The following is a 15,694-nucleotide window of genomic DNA, read 5'->3' on the forward strand; positions in this document are numbered from 1 at the left end:
CCCTACTGGTCTTCCTCTTGCTGGGACTGGCCGTCGTCGGGTGACGGGTCGTCGGTGGCCGAGTCGCTGTCGGTCGCCGCGTCGCCGTCCGTGACCGCGTCATCGTCGGCGGACGCGTCGGCGTTCTCCGCGCCCGGGGTCACGGTCACCGTGACGGTGGGCGTCGGCGTGGGCTTGGGCTTGGCCGGCAGCACCGTGTCGCGCGGGTCCCGCTCAGGCGTCTGGACGACCACGCCGACGATGTCGAGCTTGCTGAAGCCGACGAACGGGGTGACGTACAGGGTGCGGGTCAGGCCGCCGCCGGAGGGGTCGACGCGGGAGACCACCCCGACCGGGACGCCGGGCACGAACGGCTTGTCGGCCTGCGAGCCGAAGGTGACCAGGCGGTCGCCCTTCTTGATCTGGGCCTTGCCGTTGAGGAGTTCGACGCGCAGCGGGCGGTCGCCCTGGCCGGAGGCGAAGCCGAGTTCGTCGCTGCCTTCCATACGGGTGCCGACGGTGAAGTCGGGGTCGCTGGCGAGCAGCACGGTCGCGGTGTTCGGGCCGACGGTGGTGACGCGGCCGACGAGGCCGTCGCCGTTGAGGACGGTCATGTCGCGCTTGATGCCGTCGTCGGCGCCGATGTCGATGGTGATGGTCCAGGAGAAGCCCTGGGCCGCTCCTATGGCGATGACCTCGGCGCCCTTGATGCCGTACTGGCCCTGACCGGCGATCTTCAGCATCTTGTCGAGCTGCTTCAGGCGGCTGCGGTTGCGGTCGTCGCTGCCGAGCTTCGCCTTCAGATCGGCGTTCTGCCGCTCCAGTTCGGCGAGTCGGTCGTGCCGCTCGCCGGAGTCGCGGATCGCTGCGATCGCGTTGCCCACCGGGTCGACCGCGGACGACACGCCGTTCTCGACCGGGCCGAAGGCGGCGGCCGCGGCACCACGGGCACCGTCGACCGGTGAATCCTCCCCGCCGCGAATGTCCACCGTGATCAGCGCGAACGCGATGGCGACCAGCAGCACCAGAAGCAGCCGGCTCTCTCGTGTGTCCCTCACGTGCGGCGGCCGTGCCCTTCCTCATAGGAATCCGGGAAATCGGGTGGCCCGCCGGGAATCCGAACGGCTGATTCCCACGGGCTGTTTGTGGCAGCTTATGCCTCTATATCAACGATCCGCCGTACGAGAGGCGATGGTCTCGTACGGCGGAATCGAAGAGTTACCTCATCTGCGCGGCTGGGCGTCCAGAACCTGCTGGAGCGCCTCGAACTCCTCGACGCACTTGCCGGACCCGAGCGCCACGCTGTCCAGCGGGTCCTCGGCGATGTGGATCGGCATTCCGGTCTCCCGGCGCAACCGCTCGTCCAGGCCGCGCAGCATCGCGCCGCCGCCGGTCAGAACGATTCCGCGGTCCATGATGTCGCCGGACAGCTCGGGCGGGCACTTGTCGAGCGTCGTCTTCACCGCGTCCACGATGGCGTTGACAGGTTCCTCGATCGCCTTGCGGACTTCGGCGGCCGAGATGACGACGGTCTTGGGCAGCCCGGAGACGAGGTCCCGGCCGCGGATTTCGGTGTGCTCGTCGGAGTCGAGGTCGTACGCCGAACCGATCGTGATCTTGATCTGCTCGGCCGTGCGCTCACCCAGCAGGAGCGAGTACTCCTTCTTGATGTGCTGGATGATCGCGTTGTCCAGCTCGTCGCCCGCGACCCGGATGGACTGGGCGGTGACGATGCCGCCGAGGGAGATGACCGCGACCTCCGTGGTGCCGCCGCCGATGTCCACCACCATGTTGCCCGTGGCCTCGTGGACCGGCAGGCCGGAGCCGATGGCCGCGGCCATGGGCTCCTCGATGATGTGCACCTGACGGGCGCCGGCCTGGGACGACGCCTCGATGACGGCGCGGCGCTCGACACCCGTGATGCCCGAGGGCACACAGACGACGACCCGCGGACGAGCCAGATAACGCCGCTTGTGGATCTTCAGGATGAAGTAGCGGAGCATCCGCTCGGTGATCTCGAAGTCGGCGATCACGCCGTCCTTCAGCGGACGGACGGCAACGATGTTGCCGGGCGTGCGCCCGATCATCTTCTTCGCTTCGGCACCGACCGCGAGGATGCCACCGGTGTTGGTGTTGATCGCGACGACGGACGGCTCGTTGAGTACGATCCCGCGACCCCTGACGTACACCAGCGTGTTGGCGGTCCCGAGGTCGACAGCCATGTCACGGCCGATGAACGACATTGAGTTCCCCATCAGGATTCGTCTGGCCTTCCCACGGAGCTTTTGAGGGCTTTTCAGGTCGGCGAGGTGGGTGCTGTGACGTGAAGGCTTCCATCGTAGACGCGCCTTCGCGAACACTGCGCGAGGGTCTTCGCCATTGTCATCAGATGGCGCGTCGCCTCGCTTGTGGAGACGGGCCATCGGGGGCACTCGTTCCCCCGATCGGCACGGATATGCGGCGGGACGGCCGGAAATGCGCGGCCGCCCCAGGTCAGACGGTTTGAAAAGGTGACGGTCCCTCAGAAGGACGCGCGGTGAATTCGTTCCGCTTCCGCGGCGGCGTGTCAGGCGCGACCGGGGAAGAAGATCTTCACCTCACGTTCGGCCGACTCCTCGGAGTCGGACGCGTGGATCAGGTTCTCCCGGACGATGACGCCGTAGTCGCCGCGGATCGAGCCGGGCGCGGCGGCGATCGGGTCGGTCGGGCCGGCCAGCGCGCGCACCCCCTCGATGACCCGCTCGCCCTCGACGATCAGCGCCACGACCGGACCGGACGCCATGAACGCGACCAGCGGCTCGTAGAAGGGCTTGCCCTTGTGCTCGCCGTAGTGCAGCTCCAGGGTCTCCTGGTCCAGGGTGCGCAGCTCCAGCGCCGTGATCCGCCAGTCCGCCTTGCGCTCGATGCGGCTGATGATCTCGCCGGTCAGGCCACGACGTACGGCGTCGGGCTTGAGCAGGACGAGGGTGCGCTGGGTCACGACGGGGCTCCTTCTGGGATCACGCGATGTGCGGGGTGATGAGGCTACAGGGCCCGACCGGGCCTTCGTCACGCAGTGTCAGCCTGGGCGGCGAATCGGGCCTTGGCCTCGTCGATCTTCCTGCCGTAGTGGACGGAAGCCCACCACAGCGCGGCGAACATCGCCCCCAGAAAGAACATCGTGGGGACGAAGAATCCGGAAGCAATGAGTCCGAGCTGGAGCGCCCAGCCCATGGCCACCCCGCCCGGCCGGGTCACCAGGCCGCACAGCACCAGGCACAGGAACATCGCGATGCCGCTGACCGTCCAGACCGTCGACATGGCCAGATCGGGGTCCTTCATCGCGACCAGACCGGCGAAGCCGATGACGAAGACCTCGCCGATGAGGGTGGAGGCGCAGAGCGTACGCATCGAGGGTCAGCCCCTTCCCAGCAGCAGTCGGGCCTCGCCGACGGTGATGACGGATCCGGTGACGAGGACGCCGCCGCCCGCGAACTCGCCCTCCTCCTCGGCCAAGGTGATCGCGGCCTCCAGCGCGTCCGGCAGCCGCGGCTCCACCTGGACCCGGTCCTCGCCGAACACCTCGACGGCGACGCCCGCCAACTCGTCGGCGTCCATCGCGCGGTGGCTGGAGTTCTGGGTGACGACGACCTCCGCGAACACGGGCTCGAAGGCCTCCAGCAGCCCGCGTACGTCCTTGTCGCCGCTGGCTCCGACGACCCCGATGAGCCGGCTGAACTGGAAGGCCTCACCGACCGCCTCGGCGACGGCGCGGGCGCCCGCCGGGTTGTGCGCGGCGTCGAGGACGACGGTGGGCGAGCGCCGGACGACCTCCAGGCGGCCCGGCGAGGCGACGGCGGCGAAGGCCTTGCGCACGGTGTCGATGTTCAGCGGCTCGGGCCGCTGCGCGCCGACGCCGAAGAACGCCTCCACCGCGGCCAGCGCGACGGCGGCGTTGTGCGCCTGGTGCGCGCCGTGCAGCGGCAGGAACACCTCGGGGTACTCGCCGCCGAGCCCGCGCAGCGTCAGCAGCTGGCCGCCGACGGCGACCTGCCGCGACACGACGCCGAACTCCAGCCCCTCACGGGCCACGGTCGCGTCGACGTCCACGGACTTCTTCAGCAGCACCTGCGCGGCGTCGACCGGCTGCTGGGCCATGATCACGGTGGCGCCGGACTTGATGATCCCGGCCTTCTCACCGGCGATCTCGCCGGGCGTGCCGCCGAGCCGGTCGGTGTGGTCGAGGTCGATCGGCGTCACGACAGCGACGTCGGAGTCGATGACGTTGGTGGCGTCCCAGCTCCCGCCCATGCCCACCTCGACCACGGCGACGTCCACCGGCGCGTCGGCGAAGGCGGCGTACGCCATGCCGGTCAGCACCTCGAAGAACGACAGCCGGTAGTCCTGCTGGGCGTCGACCATCTCGACGTACGGCTTGATGTCCTGGTACGTCTCGATGAAGCGTTCGGCTGCGATCGGCGCTCCGTCGAGGCTGATCCGCTCGGTGACGGACTGCACGTGGGGTGAGGTGTACCGCCCGGTCCGCAGCTCGAAGGCGCCCAGCAGGGCCTCGATCATGCGTGCGGTGGAGGTCTTGCCGTTGGTGCCCGTGATGTGGATCGAGGGGTACGCACGCTGCGGCTCGCCGAGCACGTCCATCAGCGCGGTGATGCGCGTGACGGACGGCTCCAGCTTGGTCTCGCCCCAGCGGGTCGCGAGCTCCGCCTCGACCTCACGCAGCGCCTTGTCCGTCTCGGGGTCCTCGGGGCGCGCCGGTACATCGGGCTCCGGCGGGCCGTCCTGCGTGCGCAGGGTGCGGCTGCCTGCCTCGATGACGGCGAGGTCGGGGTCGCGCTCGGTCTCGGCGGCGATGATCTCGTCGAACGACTCGCCGGGGTCGGACTGGTCGCCGCTGTCGTGCGGGGGGAACTCACTCACGGGGACCAGTCTACGGAGGGGGGCCGACAGCGCGTGCGGTGGCTTCTCGGTGGTGCGGGGCCGCGGGGTGGGTGGCCGGGTTCGTCGCCGGGTGCGGGGCGGTACGTGGTCGCTCGCGCGGTTCCCCGCGCCCCTTGGTGGCGTACACGTTCCGTGCGTCGGTCAGGGGTCGGGGTCCCCGGTGCCGTGCAGGCACCGGGGCCCCGTACGCAGGGGGTGTCGTCAGGACTGCGGCAGACGCTCCAGCTGGGACTGGATGCGGGCGATGTCCTCGTCCGCCTTGGCCAGCCGCGTGCGGATCTTGTCCACGACCGCGTCCGGCGCCTTGGCGAGGAACGCCTCGTTGCCGAGCTTCGCCGTGGCCTGGGCCTTCTCCTTCTCGGCGGCGGCGAGGTCCTTGGCGAGCCGCTTGCGCTCCGCCGCGACATCGATCACGCCGGAGAGGTCCAGCGCGACCTCGACCCCCGCCACCGGCAGCGTCGCCGTCGCCGCGAAGCTCTCGCCCTCGGGCTGGAGCCGCAGCAGCTGGCGGATGGCCGGCTCGTGCGGAGCCAGCGCCGTACCGCCGAGGCCAAGGCGCGCCGGCACCCGCTGGCCGGGCTGGAGGCCCTGGTCGGCGCGGAAGCGGCGGACCTCGGTGATGACCGACTGGAGCGTCTCGATCTCCCGCTCCGCGTCCGCGTCACGGAAGCCGCTGTCCGTGGGCCACTCGGCCACGACGACCGACTCGCCGCCGGTCAGCGTGGTCCACAGCGTCTCCGTGACGAACGGGACGACCGGGTGGAGCAGCCGCAGGGTGACGTCCAGGACCTCGCCGAGGACCCGCTTGCTGACCTCGGCCGCCTCGCCGCCCGCCTGGAAGGTGGTCTTGGACAGCTCGACGTACCAGTCGAAGACCTCGTCCCACGCGAAGTGGAACAGGGCGTCGGACAGCTTCGCGAACTGGTAGTCCTCGTAGTACGCGTCCACCTCGGCGACGACCGAGTTGAGGCGCGAGAGGATCCAGCGGTCGGTCGGGGACATCCTCGACGCGTCCGGCAGCGGGCCGTCCACCGTCGCGCCGTTCATCAGCGCGAAGCGCGTGGCGTTCCAGATCTTGTTGGCGAAGTTGCGCGACCCCTGGACCCAGTCCTCGCCGATCGGGACGTCGACACCGGGGTTGGCGCCGCGGGCCAGCGTGAAGCGCAGGGCGTCGCTGCCGTACTTGTCCATCCAGTCCAGCGGATTGACCACGTTCCCGAAGGACTTGGACATCTTCTTGCCGTTCTGGTCACGGACCATGCCGTGCAGCGCGATGGTGTGGAACGGCGGGGTGCCGTCCATCGCGTACAGCCCGAACATCATCATCCGGGCGACCCAGAAGAAGAGGATGTCGTAGCCGGTGACCAGGACGGAGTTCGGGTAGAACTTCGCGAGCGACTCGGTCCGCTCGGGCCAGCCCAGCGTGGAGAAGGGCCACAGGCCGGAGGAGAACCAGGTGTCGAGGACGTCGGAGTCCTGACGCCAGCCTTCACCGCTCGGCGGCTCCTCGTCGGGGCCGACGCAGACGACCTCGCCCTGCGGGCCGTACCAGACCGGGATGCGGTGGCCCCACCACAACTGCCGCGAGATGCACCAGTCGTGGAGGTTGTCGACCCAGTCGAAGTACCGCTTCTCCATCTCCTGCGGGTGGATCTTGACCTTGCCCTCGCGGACCGCGTCACCGGCGGCCTTGGCGAGCGGGCCGACCTTGACCCACCACTGCATGGACAGGCGCGGCTCGACGGTGGTCTTGCAGCGCGAGCAGTGGCCGACGGAGTGGACGTAGGGGCGCTTCTCGGCGACGATCCGGCCCTCGGCGCGCAGCGCGGCGACGATGGCGGAGCGGGCCTCCAGCCGGTCCAGGCCCTGGAAGGGGCCGTGGGCGGTGATGACGGCGTGCTCGTCCATGACCGTGATGGCGGGCAGGTCGTGACGCCGGCCGATCTCGAAGTCGTTCGGGTCGTGCGCCGGGGTCACCTTGACGGCGCCCGTGCCGAACTCGGGGTCGACGTGCTCGTCCGCGACGACCGGGATGGAACGGTCGGTCAGCGGCAGCTTGATGAGCTTGCCGACCAGGTGCCGGTAGCGCTCGTCGTCGGGGTGGACGGCGACGGCGGTGTCACCGAGCATCGTCTCGGCGCGGGTGGTGGCGACGACGATGGTCTCGTCCCCGTCGCCGTACTTCATGGAGACGAGCTCGCCGTCGTCGTCCTGGTACTCGACCTCGATGTCCGAGATGGCCGTCAGACAGCGGGGGCACCAGTTGATGATGCGCTCGGCGCGGTAGATCAGCTCGTCGTCGTAGAGCCGCTTGAAGATGGTCTGGACGGCCTTCGAGAGGCCCTCGTCCATGGTGAAGCGCTCACGCGACCAGGCGACGGCGTCACCGAGGCGGCGCATCTGCCCGGAGATCTGCCCGCCGGACTCGGCCTTCCACTGCCAGACGCGCTCGACGAACGCCTCACGGCCGAGGTCGTGCCGGGACTTGCCCTCCTTGGCCAGCTCCCGCTCGACGACGTTCTGCGTGGCGATGCCGGCGTGGTCCATGCCGGGCTGCCACAGCGTCTCGTACCCCTGCATCCGCTTGCGGCGGGTCAGGGCGTCGATGAGGGTGTGCTCGAAGGCGTGCCCGAGGTGCAGGCTGCCCGTGACGTTCGGCGGCGGGATGACGACGGTGAACGGCGGCTTGTCGCTCTTCGCGTCCGCCTCGAAGTAACCCCGCTCCACCCAGCGCTCGTACAGCGGCCCCTCTACGTCGGCCGGCGCGTACTGGGTCGGCAGTTCGGTGTGGGGCGCTGGTGGCTGCTGCTGAGCGTTCTCGGTCACCCGCTCAGTTTAGGGGTGTCACCGGGTGGTCCCGAAACACGATTCTTGTGTAACGGTGATGCCCCCGATGCGGTGCGTTTCCTGTGACTGCGCCAGGATGTCGTGAACACATAAGCATCTGGAGGGGAACCCAGGAATGAGCTACAACCAGCCGGGCCCGTACGGCGGGCAGCCCCAGCAGCCCGGTCCGTACGGCCAGCCGGGTCCGTACGGCCAGCAGCCGCAGGCCCCCCAGCCCGGCTACGGCTACCCCCAGCAGCCCGGCCAGCCGCAGCAGCCGGGATACGGCTACCCGCAGCAGCCTCCGCAGGGCGTCCCGCCCCAGACCCCGCCGTACGGCCAGCCGCCTTACGGCCAGGCCCCCTACGGCGCCCCGATGCCGCCGGCCCCGGGTGGCGGCAAGAAGAAGACCGGCCTCATCATCGGCGCGGTCGCGGTCGTGGCGGCGATCGCGGTGGGCGCGTACTTCGTGATCGGCGGGGGCGGCGGCGCGGGCGTCGAGGACGACGGCGCGCACAAGGTGGCGACCCCGGAGACCGTGCTCACCGACTACAAGCGGGTCTCCGACGACGGCGCGAGCGCCGGCGACGACTCGGTGGCCGAGCTGGAGAAGAGCGGCGTCAAGAACGCCAAGACGGTGCTCGGCATCTACTCGACCGCGGACCTGACGGGTTACGACCCCTCCGACCCGAGCACCGCGCCCGACCCGAGCGAACTCGCCAACGCCAAGGGCCTCACGTTCGCCGGCGCCTACGGCGACATCGCGGACCCGGAGCAGGCCCTCGACACGTTCTTCGCCAACTTCAAGAAGTCGGCCGAGGAGGACACCTCCAGCGACCCGAGCACCCCGAAGACCGAACTGGTCGGGGAGCCCGAGGAGGCCGACCTGGACGGCGCCTACATGAAGTGCCAGGCGGCCAAAGGCACCGACCCGGCCACCAAGAAGGAGAAGACCGACTGGTTCTGCGCCTGGGCTGACTACAGCACCATCGTCATGGTCTCCCCCGGTGACACCACCAAGGGCGTGACGAAGGACGTCGCGATCGACCTCACCTCCAAGCTTCGCCCCGAGATCCGCGTCAAGGCCTGACGTCGCAGCGACCGAGAAGGGGCCCCGGTCGGTTGACCGGGGCCCCTTCTCGTGTGTCGTGCTCCGCGGGCTACGCGGACTTCTGCTCGCCCGGGCCCCGCCCCCGCGCGTCACGCGGGATCAGGGTCGGGTTGACGTTGGAGTGGACGACGTCCGCCGTGACGACGACGCGGGCGACGTCCTTGCGGGACGGCACCTCGTACATCACGGACATCAGGACTTCCTCCATGATGGCGCGCAGGCCGCGGGCGCCGGTCTGGCGGAGGATGGCCTGGTCGGCGATGGCCTCCAGGGCCTCGCGCTCGAAGTCCAGCTCCACGCCGTCGAGTTCGAAGAGGCGCTGGTACTGCTTCACCAGGGCGTTGCGCGGCTCGACCAGGATCTGGAGCAGGGCCTCGCGGTCGAGGTTGTGGACCGAGGTGATGACGGGCAGACGGCCGATGAACTCGGGGATCATGCCGAACTTGACCAGGTCCTCCGGCATGACGTCCTGGAACTGGTCCTTGGCCTCCAGCTCGCGCTTGGAGCGGATCGTCGCGCCGAAGCCGATGCCCTTCGCGCCGGCCCGGGACTCGATGATCTTCTCCAGTCCGGCGAAGGCACCGCCCACGATGAACAGCACGTTCGTCGTGTCGATCTGGATGAACTCCTGGTGCGGGTGCTTGCGTCCGCCCTGCGGCGGCACGGAGGCGGTGGTCCCCTCCAGGATCTTCAGCAGGGCCTGCTGCACGCCCTCGCCGCTCACGTCCCGGGTGATGGACGGGTTTTCACTCTTCCGCGCGACCTTGTCGATCTCGTCGATGTAGATGATCCCGGTCTCGGCCTTCTTGACGTCGTAGTCGGCCGCCTGGATCAGCTTCAGCAGGATGTTCTCGACGTCCTCGCCGACGTAGCCCGCCTCCGTGAGCGCCGTCGCGTCGGCGATGGCGAACGGGACGTTCAGCATCCGCGCCAGGGTCTGGGCGAGGAGGGTCTTGCCGGAGCCCGTCGGGCCCAGCAGCAGGATGTTCGACTTCGCCAACTCGATGGCGTCGTCGCGGCCTTGGGCGCCGCCGTTCTCCCCGGCCTGGACGCGCTTGTAGTGGTTGTAGACGGCGACGGAGAGGGCCTTCTTCGCCGCCTCCTGGCCGACCACGTACCCCTCGAGGAACTCGTAGATCTCACGGGGCTTGGGCAGCTCCTCCCAGCGCACCTCGCTGGTCTCCGCGAGTTCTTCCTCGATGATCTCGTTGCAGAGATCGATGCACTCGTCGCAGATGTACACACCGGGGCCTGCGATGAGCTTCTTGACCTGCTTCTGGCTCTTGCCGCAGAACGAGCACTTGAGCAGATCGCCGCCGTCACCGATGCGTGCCACGGTGTGCTTCCCCTTCGCCTGGGAGACGACTGGACACCTGGTCCAGCGTCTCCTGGTGCTGCCTTATGTCCGACGGTACCTTGCCGAGCCCCCCGTTCGGGCCCCCCTTGGCACGGTTCACTTTGACGTGCACCTTGCCACGCACAGTGTCACACCGTGCCAAGGAGCGGCGTACATTACCCGATCCGCGTCAGCGGACCGTCGAGTTGTTCATCTTGCGCGTCGAGATGATCTGGTCGATCAGGCCGTACTCCAGCGCGTCCTCGGCGGTGAGGATCTTGTCGCGCTCGATGTCCTCACGGATCTTCTCGATCGACTGGGTGGAGTGCTTGGACAGCATCTCCTCCAGCTGCGAGCGCATCCGCAGGATCTCGTTCGCGGCGATCTCCAGGTCGGAGACCTGGCCACGGCCGGTCTCGCTGTACGGCTGGTGGATCAGGACGCGCGCGTTCGGCAGCGCCATGCGCTTGCCGGGCGTACCGGCGGCCAGCAGCACGGCCGCGGCGGAGGCCGCCTGGCCCATGCAGACCGTCTGGACGTCCGGCTTCACGAACTGCATCGTGTCGTAGATCGCCGTCAGCGCGGTGAAGGAACCGCCGGGGCTGTTGATGTAGACCGAGATGTCCCGGTCGGGGTCCATCGACTCCAGGCACAGCAGCTGTGCCATGACGTCGTTGGCGGAGGCGTCGTCGATCTGGACGCCGAGGAAGATCACGCGCTCCTCGAAGAGCTTCGCGTACGGGTCGTACTCGCGAATGCCCTGGGAGGTGCGCTCCACGAAGCGCGGGATGACGTAGCGGGACTCGGCCTGCGGGCCGGTGTACTCGGCGCGCGTACGGTCGTAGAGGCCGCTGCCGGGGAAGTCGTTCACGGTGTCTCCTGAAAGGGGCTGGGGCGGTGGCTGGGGCGCTGGGCGGCTCACGGGGCCCTGGAGGGGCCCCGGAGGCCGCTAGGCCGCCCCGGTGCCGCCGCCGCCCGGCATGCCGGCAGCCGTGGGGATGACGTCGTCGATGAGGCCGTACTCCTTGGCCTCGAAGGCGTCGAACCAGCGGTCGCGGTCCGAGTCGCGGGTGATCTGCTCGACCGACTGGCCGGTGTGCTGGGAGGTCAGCTCGGCCATGCGCTTCTTGGTGTGCAGCAGCCGCTCAGCGTGGATCTTGATGTCCGAGGCCGAGCCGGCGAGTCCGGCGGACGGCTGGTGGATCAGGATCTCGGCGTTCGGCAGCGCGAAGCGCTTGCCGGGCGTGCCCGCGCTGAGCAGGAACTGCCCCATCGAGGCCGCGAGGCCCATGGCGATGGTCACCACGTCGTTCTTGATGAACTGCATGGTGTCGTAGATCGCCATACCGGCCGTGATCGAGCCGCCGGGGCTGTTGATGTAGAGGTAGATGTCCTTGTCCGGGTCGGCGGCAAGGAGCAGCAGCTGTGCGGTGATCTTGTTGGCGATGTCGTCGTCGACCGGCTGGCCGAGGAAGATGATCCGCTCGCCGAGCAGCCGGTTGTAGACCTGGTCGCCGAGGCCGCCACCGATGGAGGGCTCGCCGGCGGCGGAGGGCATCAGATTCGTCACGTATCCACCTGCTCGTCTTGCGACGGCGCGGGGCCGTCTCACGTGTCGTATTCATGGACCCTAACGCGCGGGTCCCTTCGGGGAATCCCGGAGACGGGAGTGTTCGCCGGGGGCGTAGCGACGTGCGTCGGGGGTGTGGCGACGCGGGCCGGGGGGCGGCCGTACGGCAAAGGGCCCCGGGCATGATCGTCCCGGGGCCCTCGCTACGGCTGCTTACGCCTCGTCGTCCTTCTTGTCACCCTCGGTGACCTCGGCGGACTCGGACTCGGCGGCCTCGGCGGTCTCGCCGGCCTCGTCCTCCTCGTCGTCCAGGTCGACGATCTCGCCGTTGGTGTCCTTGACCGTGGCGGACTCGACGACGACCGCGAGGGCCTTGCCGCGCGCGACCTCGCCGACCAGGAGCGGAACCTGGCCCTGCTCGACGACGGCCTGGGCGAACTGGTCGGGGGACATGCCCGAGGAGGCGGCCCGGCGCATCAGGTGCTCGGTGAGCTCGTCCTGGCTGACGTTGAGCTTCTCCTGCTTGACCAGCTCGTCGAGGACGAACTGGGTCTTGATGCCCTTGACCGCGGCTTCGCGGGTCTCGGTCTCGAACTCCTCGGCGGTCTTGCCCTGGATCTCCAGGTACTTGTCGAGGTCGAGGCCCATCTGGCCGAGCTGGTGGTGCTCCAGGTTGTGCTTGCGGGTGTTGATCTCGTCCTCGAGGAGCTTCTCGGGGACGGGCACCTCGACGAGCTCCAGCAGCTTCTCCAGCACGCGCTCCTGGGCCTGCGTGGCCTGGTCGAACTGCTTCATGTTCTCCAGCCGCTTGCGGCTGTCGGCCTTCAGCTCGTCCAGCGTGTCGAACTCGGAGGCGAGCTGCGCGAACTCGTCGTCCAGCTCGGGCAGTTCACGCTTGGCGACCTGGGTGACCTTGACGGTGACCTCGGCCTCCTGGCCGGCCGCGGAGCCGCCCTTGAGCTCGGAGGTGAAGGTGGCCTCGCCACCGGCCTCCACGCCCGTCACGGCCTCGTCGATGCCGTCCAGCAGCTCGCCGGAGCCGATGGTGTAGGAGACACCGTTCGCGATGCCGTCCTCCAGGACCTCGCCGCCGACCTTGGCCTCCAGGTCGATGGTGACGACGTCGCCGTCCTCGGCGGCGCGCTCCACCGGGGTGGTGGAGGCGAAGCGCTCACGCAGCTGCTCGACCGACTTGTCGATGTCCTCTTCGGTGACCTCGACGGCGTCGACCTCGACCTCGATGCCGGAGTAGTCCGGGATCTCGATGGCCGGGCGGACGTCCACCTCGGCGGTGAAGGACAGCAGCTCGTTGTCCTTCAGCTCGGTGATGTCGACCTCGGGCTGGCCCAGCACGTTGAGCTCGGCCTCGTTGACCGCCTCCGTGTAGAACTTCGGAAGCGCGTCGTTGACGGCCTCCTCCAGCACGGCACCGCGGCCGAACCGCTGGTCGATGACCCGGGCGGGGATCTTGCCCTTGCGGAAGCCCTTCACCGTGACCTGCTGGTTGATCTTCTTGTACGCCGCGTCGAGGCTGTCCTTGAGCTCCTCGAAGGGCACCTCGACAGTGAGCCGAACCCGGGTCGGGTTCAGGTTCTCCACGGCGCTCTTCACGGTTCGGTCTCCTTGTGGCTGACTTCTCGGGGTTCTGCCGGCGCCCGACGGGCCCGGCGGATGTGGCCGCCCGGAGGACTATCAGTGGACCATCAGTGATGAGACACACGGGCGTGCAGCTTGCATAGTAACGGCAGCGGCTACACGGCCCAAAAGGCGATCACGTGTGGTGATCGGGTGAGTGGTCGGGGTGGCGGGATTTGAACCCACGGCCTTCCGCTCCCAAAGCGGACGCGCTACCAAGCTGCGCCACACCCCGTCTGGTGCGACACGTAGGGTACATGCCCGCAGGCAGCGGAGCTGCCGCATTTCCCGAGCACGGTGCGATGTCGGCGTCCGGGCGGAGCGGGGTGTGCGGCGAGGGGGGCCGACCCGCTAGGATGCCTCCAGTGCCGCGGTCCACTGACCTGCGGCGCGTTGTGCGCGGGCGTAGCTCAATGGTAGAGCCCCAGTCTTCCAAACTGGCTACGCGGGTTCGATTCCCGTCGCCCGCTCTGTCGGCTCAGGGCCCGGCAGGAGGTTCACCCTCCTGCCGGGCCCTGAGGCGTTCCCGGACCGCTCCTCGACCACCGGTCGACGTCAGAAGTTGATCGAGTTGATCGTCTCCGCTATCGAGTCGAGAAAGCGGTTGATCGACGGGGCCATCCCGGTCGAGGCGAGGAAGAAGCCGAAGAGGATCGCCACTACGGCGGGTCCCGCCTTGATCGAGCCCCCTCGCATCATCACCACCAGGATGATCGCCAACAGCAGCACCACTGACAGTGAAATGGCCACAACTGATCACACCCTCGGTCGGTCCGCTCTCCCGGCCGGGGCCACGTGCCCGCGCAACCCCCGCCAGAACCATCGTGCCACCAACAGGCCTCCCCTATGCGGCGCGTGACGTAACGCAGACCACAGCCGCGCCGCACCCCGGCGTGTTCCGCCATGCCCCGCACGCCCACCGCGTGCGCCCCGTAAGGGAATTGACAAGCCGCCGTCGCGGGAATTCAACCTGATCGTTTCCACACCCACACAACGTCGCCCACAACGCGCACGCACTTATTTCCAATTGCCCGATTTCTCGTTTTTCCGAGGTATCTCAGCACCTAAACGAAGGTGACCGGGGACTGAACCCGGAATGACGTGGAGAGTTTTACGGCAGCCCTGGGGCGGGGCTAGGGTGCCTCAGATGTCTCAGGCACAGGTCACACAGCGCGATGCCTTCTTCGACAACGCCAAATACCTGGCGATCGTCCTGGTGGCGGTGGCTCACTCGTGGGAGCCGCTGAAGGAGGACAGCCGCATCCTGGAGGGCGTGTACCACGTGGTGTACGCCTTCCACATGCCGGCGTTCATCATCATCTCCGGCTACTTCTCGCGCAGTTTCGACATGCGCCCCGACCGGTTGAAAAGACTGGTCACCGGCGTCGCCGTGCCCTATGTCATCTTCGAGACCGCTTATCCGCTCTTCAAGCGGGTCATGGACGACGATCCGGGTCAGGACATCAGTCTGCTGGACCCCTGGTATCTGACCTGGTTCCTGGTCGCGCTGTTCGTCTGGCGGCTCACCACTCCCCTGTGGAATCTGGTGCGTTGGCCGCTTCCCCTCGCGCTCGGCATCGCCATGCTGGCCTCCCTCTCCCCGTCGATCGGGGAGGACCTCGACCTCCAGCGGGTGCTCCAGTTCCTGCCGTACTTCGTGCTGGGCCTGTGCATGAAGCCCGAGCACTTCCGGCTCGTGCGTCGGCGGTCCATGCGGATCCTGGCGGTGCCGGTGTTCGCGGCCGCCCTGGCGGTCGGCTGGTGGACGGTGCCGCGGATGGGCACCGGATGGTTCTTCCACCGGGACGCCGCCCAGCAGATGGGCGCGCCGTGGTGGGTCGGTCCGGTGATGGTGCTCGCGATGTTCGGCTGCTCGCTGCTGCTGACCGCCTGCTTCTTCGCCTGGGTGCCGGGCCGGCGGATGTGGTTCACGGCACTGGGCGCGGGCACCCTGTACGGCTATCTGCTGCACGGCTTCCTGGTGAAGGCCGGTGAGTACCGCGGCTGGTTCGAGCCCGAGTGGCTGCACCGGCCGTCCGGCCAGATCCTCGTCAGCGCGCTCGCGGCGGTCGCCGTCACGCTGCTGTGCACCGGGCCGGTGCAGCGCGCCTTCCGGTTCGCGATGGAGCCGAAGATGGCCTGGGCGTTCCGGCAGGACCCGGCCCAGGGGGCACGGGAGCGGGAGAAGGCGGCGCGCGAGGCGGCGGAGAAGTCCCCGGCCGGCCGCGCGGAGAAGGGGCGGGAGAAGTCCCCGGTGGGATGAGGACGCAGGGCCGGGAGAAGTCCTCGACGGGATGAA

At 68.7% G+C, this 15,694-nt stretch carries 13 protein-coding genes and 2 tRNA genes; 3 read left to right on the plus strand and 12 right to left on the minus strand.

Annotated elements, in window-relative coordinates:
- Positions 1-2: 2 nt before the first annotated feature.
- The 6 genes from mreC to ACIP2X_RS26960 all read right to left on the minus strand — a co-directional run bounded on the left by mreC (position 3) and on the right by ACIP2X_RS26960 (position 7,743).
- Complete coding sequence (mreC, locus tag ACIP2X_RS26935) at positions 3-1,037, minus strand: rod shape-determining protein MreC (RefSeq protein WP_401677196.1); 1,035 nt, start codon at positions 1,035-1,037, stop codon at positions 3-5.
- A gap of 165 nt (positions 1,038-1,202) precedes the next feature.
- A complete protein-coding gene (locus ACIP2X_RS26940; RefSeq protein WP_365452312.1) occupies positions 1,203-2,222 on the minus strand; it encodes a rod shape-determining protein in 1,020 nt (339 codons plus the stop codon).
- Positions 2,223-2,545: 323 nt separating this feature from the next.
- Complete coding sequence (ndk, locus tag ACIP2X_RS26945; RefSeq protein WP_401677198.1) at positions 2,546-2,959, minus strand: nucleoside-diphosphate kinase; 414 nt, start codon at positions 2,957-2,959, stop codon at positions 2,546-2,548.
- 68 nt (positions 2,960-3,027) lie between these two features.
- Complete coding sequence (locus ACIP2X_RS26950) at positions 3,028-3,369, minus strand: DUF4233 domain-containing protein (protein WP_365452308.1); 342 nt, start codon at positions 3,367-3,369, stop codon at positions 3,028-3,030.
- 6 nt (positions 3,370-3,375) lie between these two features.
- The gene (locus tag ACIP2X_RS26955) at positions 3,376-4,896 is read right to left on the minus strand and encodes a bifunctional folylpolyglutamate synthase/dihydrofolate synthase (protein WP_401677200.1); all 1,521 of its coding nucleotides are present in this window, start codon (positions 4,894-4,896) and stop codon (positions 3,376-3,378) included.
- 222 nt (positions 4,897-5,118) lie between these two features.
- Positions 5,119-7,743 (minus strand): valine--tRNA ligase, encoded by a 2,625-nt coding sequence (locus ACIP2X_RS26960; protein ID WP_401677202.1) that lies wholly within the window; start codon positions 7,741-7,743, stop codon positions 5,119-5,121.
- Positions 7,744-7,879: 136 nt separating this feature from the next.
- Here ACIP2X_RS26960 and ACIP2X_RS26965 point away from each other — a divergent pair, with 136 nt between their 5' ends.
- Positions 7,880-8,833 carry a hypothetical protein gene (locus tag ACIP2X_RS26965; RefSeq protein ID WP_401677204.1) on the plus strand — a complete coding sequence of 318 codons (954 nt, stop codon included), beginning with the start codon at positions 7,880-7,882 and terminating at the stop codon, positions 8,831-8,833.
- A gap of 70 nt (positions 8,834-8,903) precedes the next feature.
- On the opposite strand, the gene clpX is transcribed toward ACIP2X_RS26965, so the two are convergent.
- From clpX to ACIP2X_RS26990, 5 genes are all read right to left on the minus strand, one after another.
- A complete protein-coding gene (gene clpX / locus ACIP2X_RS26970; RefSeq protein ID WP_401677206.1) occupies positions 8,904-10,190 on the minus strand; it encodes an ATP-dependent Clp protease ATP-binding subunit ClpX in 1,287 nt (428 codons plus the stop codon).
- A 190-nt stretch (positions 10,191-10,380) separates the two neighbouring features.
- Positions 10,381-11,061, minus strand: a complete 681-nt coding sequence (locus ACIP2X_RS26975) for an ATP-dependent Clp protease proteolytic subunit (protein WP_401677208.1) — start codon at positions 11,059-11,061, stop codon at positions 10,381-10,383.
- A gap of 78 nt (positions 11,062-11,139) precedes the next feature.
- Complete coding sequence (locus ACIP2X_RS26980) at positions 11,140-11,748, minus strand: ATP-dependent Clp protease proteolytic subunit (RefSeq protein ID WP_030779489.1); 609 nt, start codon at positions 11,746-11,748, stop codon at positions 11,140-11,142.
- A gap of 225 nt (positions 11,749-11,973) precedes the next feature.
- Positions 11,974-13,371, minus strand: a complete 1,398-nt coding sequence (tig, locus tag ACIP2X_RS26985; protein ID WP_401677210.1) for a trigger factor — start codon at positions 13,369-13,371, stop codon at positions 11,974-11,976.
- Positions 13,372-13,553: 182 nt separating this feature from the next.
- Positions 13,554-13,630 (minus strand) — tRNA-Pro (locus tag ACIP2X_RS26990).
- Positions 13,631-13,794: 164 nt separating this feature from the next.
- On the opposite strand from ACIP2X_RS26990, the gene ACIP2X_RS26995 reads away from it, so the two are divergent.
- Positions 13,795-13,865: transfer RNA gene (locus ACIP2X_RS26995), tRNA-Gly, on the plus strand.
- Positions 13,866-13,950: 85 nt separating this feature from the next.
- Here the strand turns inward: ACIP2X_RS26995 and ACIP2X_RS27000 are convergent.
- Positions 13,951-14,145 (minus strand): hypothetical protein, encoded by a 195-nt coding sequence (locus ACIP2X_RS27000; RefSeq protein ID WP_401677213.1) that lies wholly within the window; start codon positions 14,143-14,145, stop codon positions 13,951-13,953.
- A 397-nt stretch (positions 14,146-14,542) separates the two neighbouring features.
- Between ACIP2X_RS27000 and ACIP2X_RS27005 the strand changes: the two genes are divergently transcribed.
- On the plus strand, positions 14,543-15,658 hold the full coding sequence (locus ACIP2X_RS27005) for an acyltransferase family protein (RefSeq protein ID WP_401677214.1): 1,116 nt from the start codon (positions 14,543-14,545) through the stop codon (positions 15,656-15,658).
- Positions 15,659-15,694 lie beyond the last annotated feature (36 nt).

The organism is Streptomyces sp. NPDC089424 (genome assembly GCF_044749345.1).
Lineage (GTDB): Bacteria > Actinomycetota > Actinomycetes > Streptomycetales > Streptomycetaceae > Streptomyces.

Coding starts and splice junctions, on each gene's coding strand:
- ACIP2X_RS26940 (WP_365452312.1), bottom strand. CDS start 2,222: ATGTCGTTCATCGGCCGTGACATGGCTGTCGACCTCGGGACCGCCAAC.
- ACIP2X_RS26950 (WP_365452308.1), bottom strand. CDS start 3,369: ATGCGTACGCTCTGCGCCTCCACCCTCATCGGCGAGGTCTTCGTCATC.
- ACIP2X_RS26965 (WP_401677204.1), top strand. CDS start 7,880: ATGAGCTACAACCAGCCGGGCCCGTACGGCGGGCAGCCCCAGCAGCCC.
- ACIP2X_RS26980 (WP_030779489.1), bottom strand. CDS start 11,748: ATGCCCTCCGCCGCCGGCGAGCCCTCCATCGGTGGCGGCCTCGGCGAC.
- ACIP2X_RS27005 (WP_401677214.1), top strand. CDS start 14,543: ATGTCTCAGGCACAGGTCACACAGCGCGATGCCTTCTTCGACAACGCC.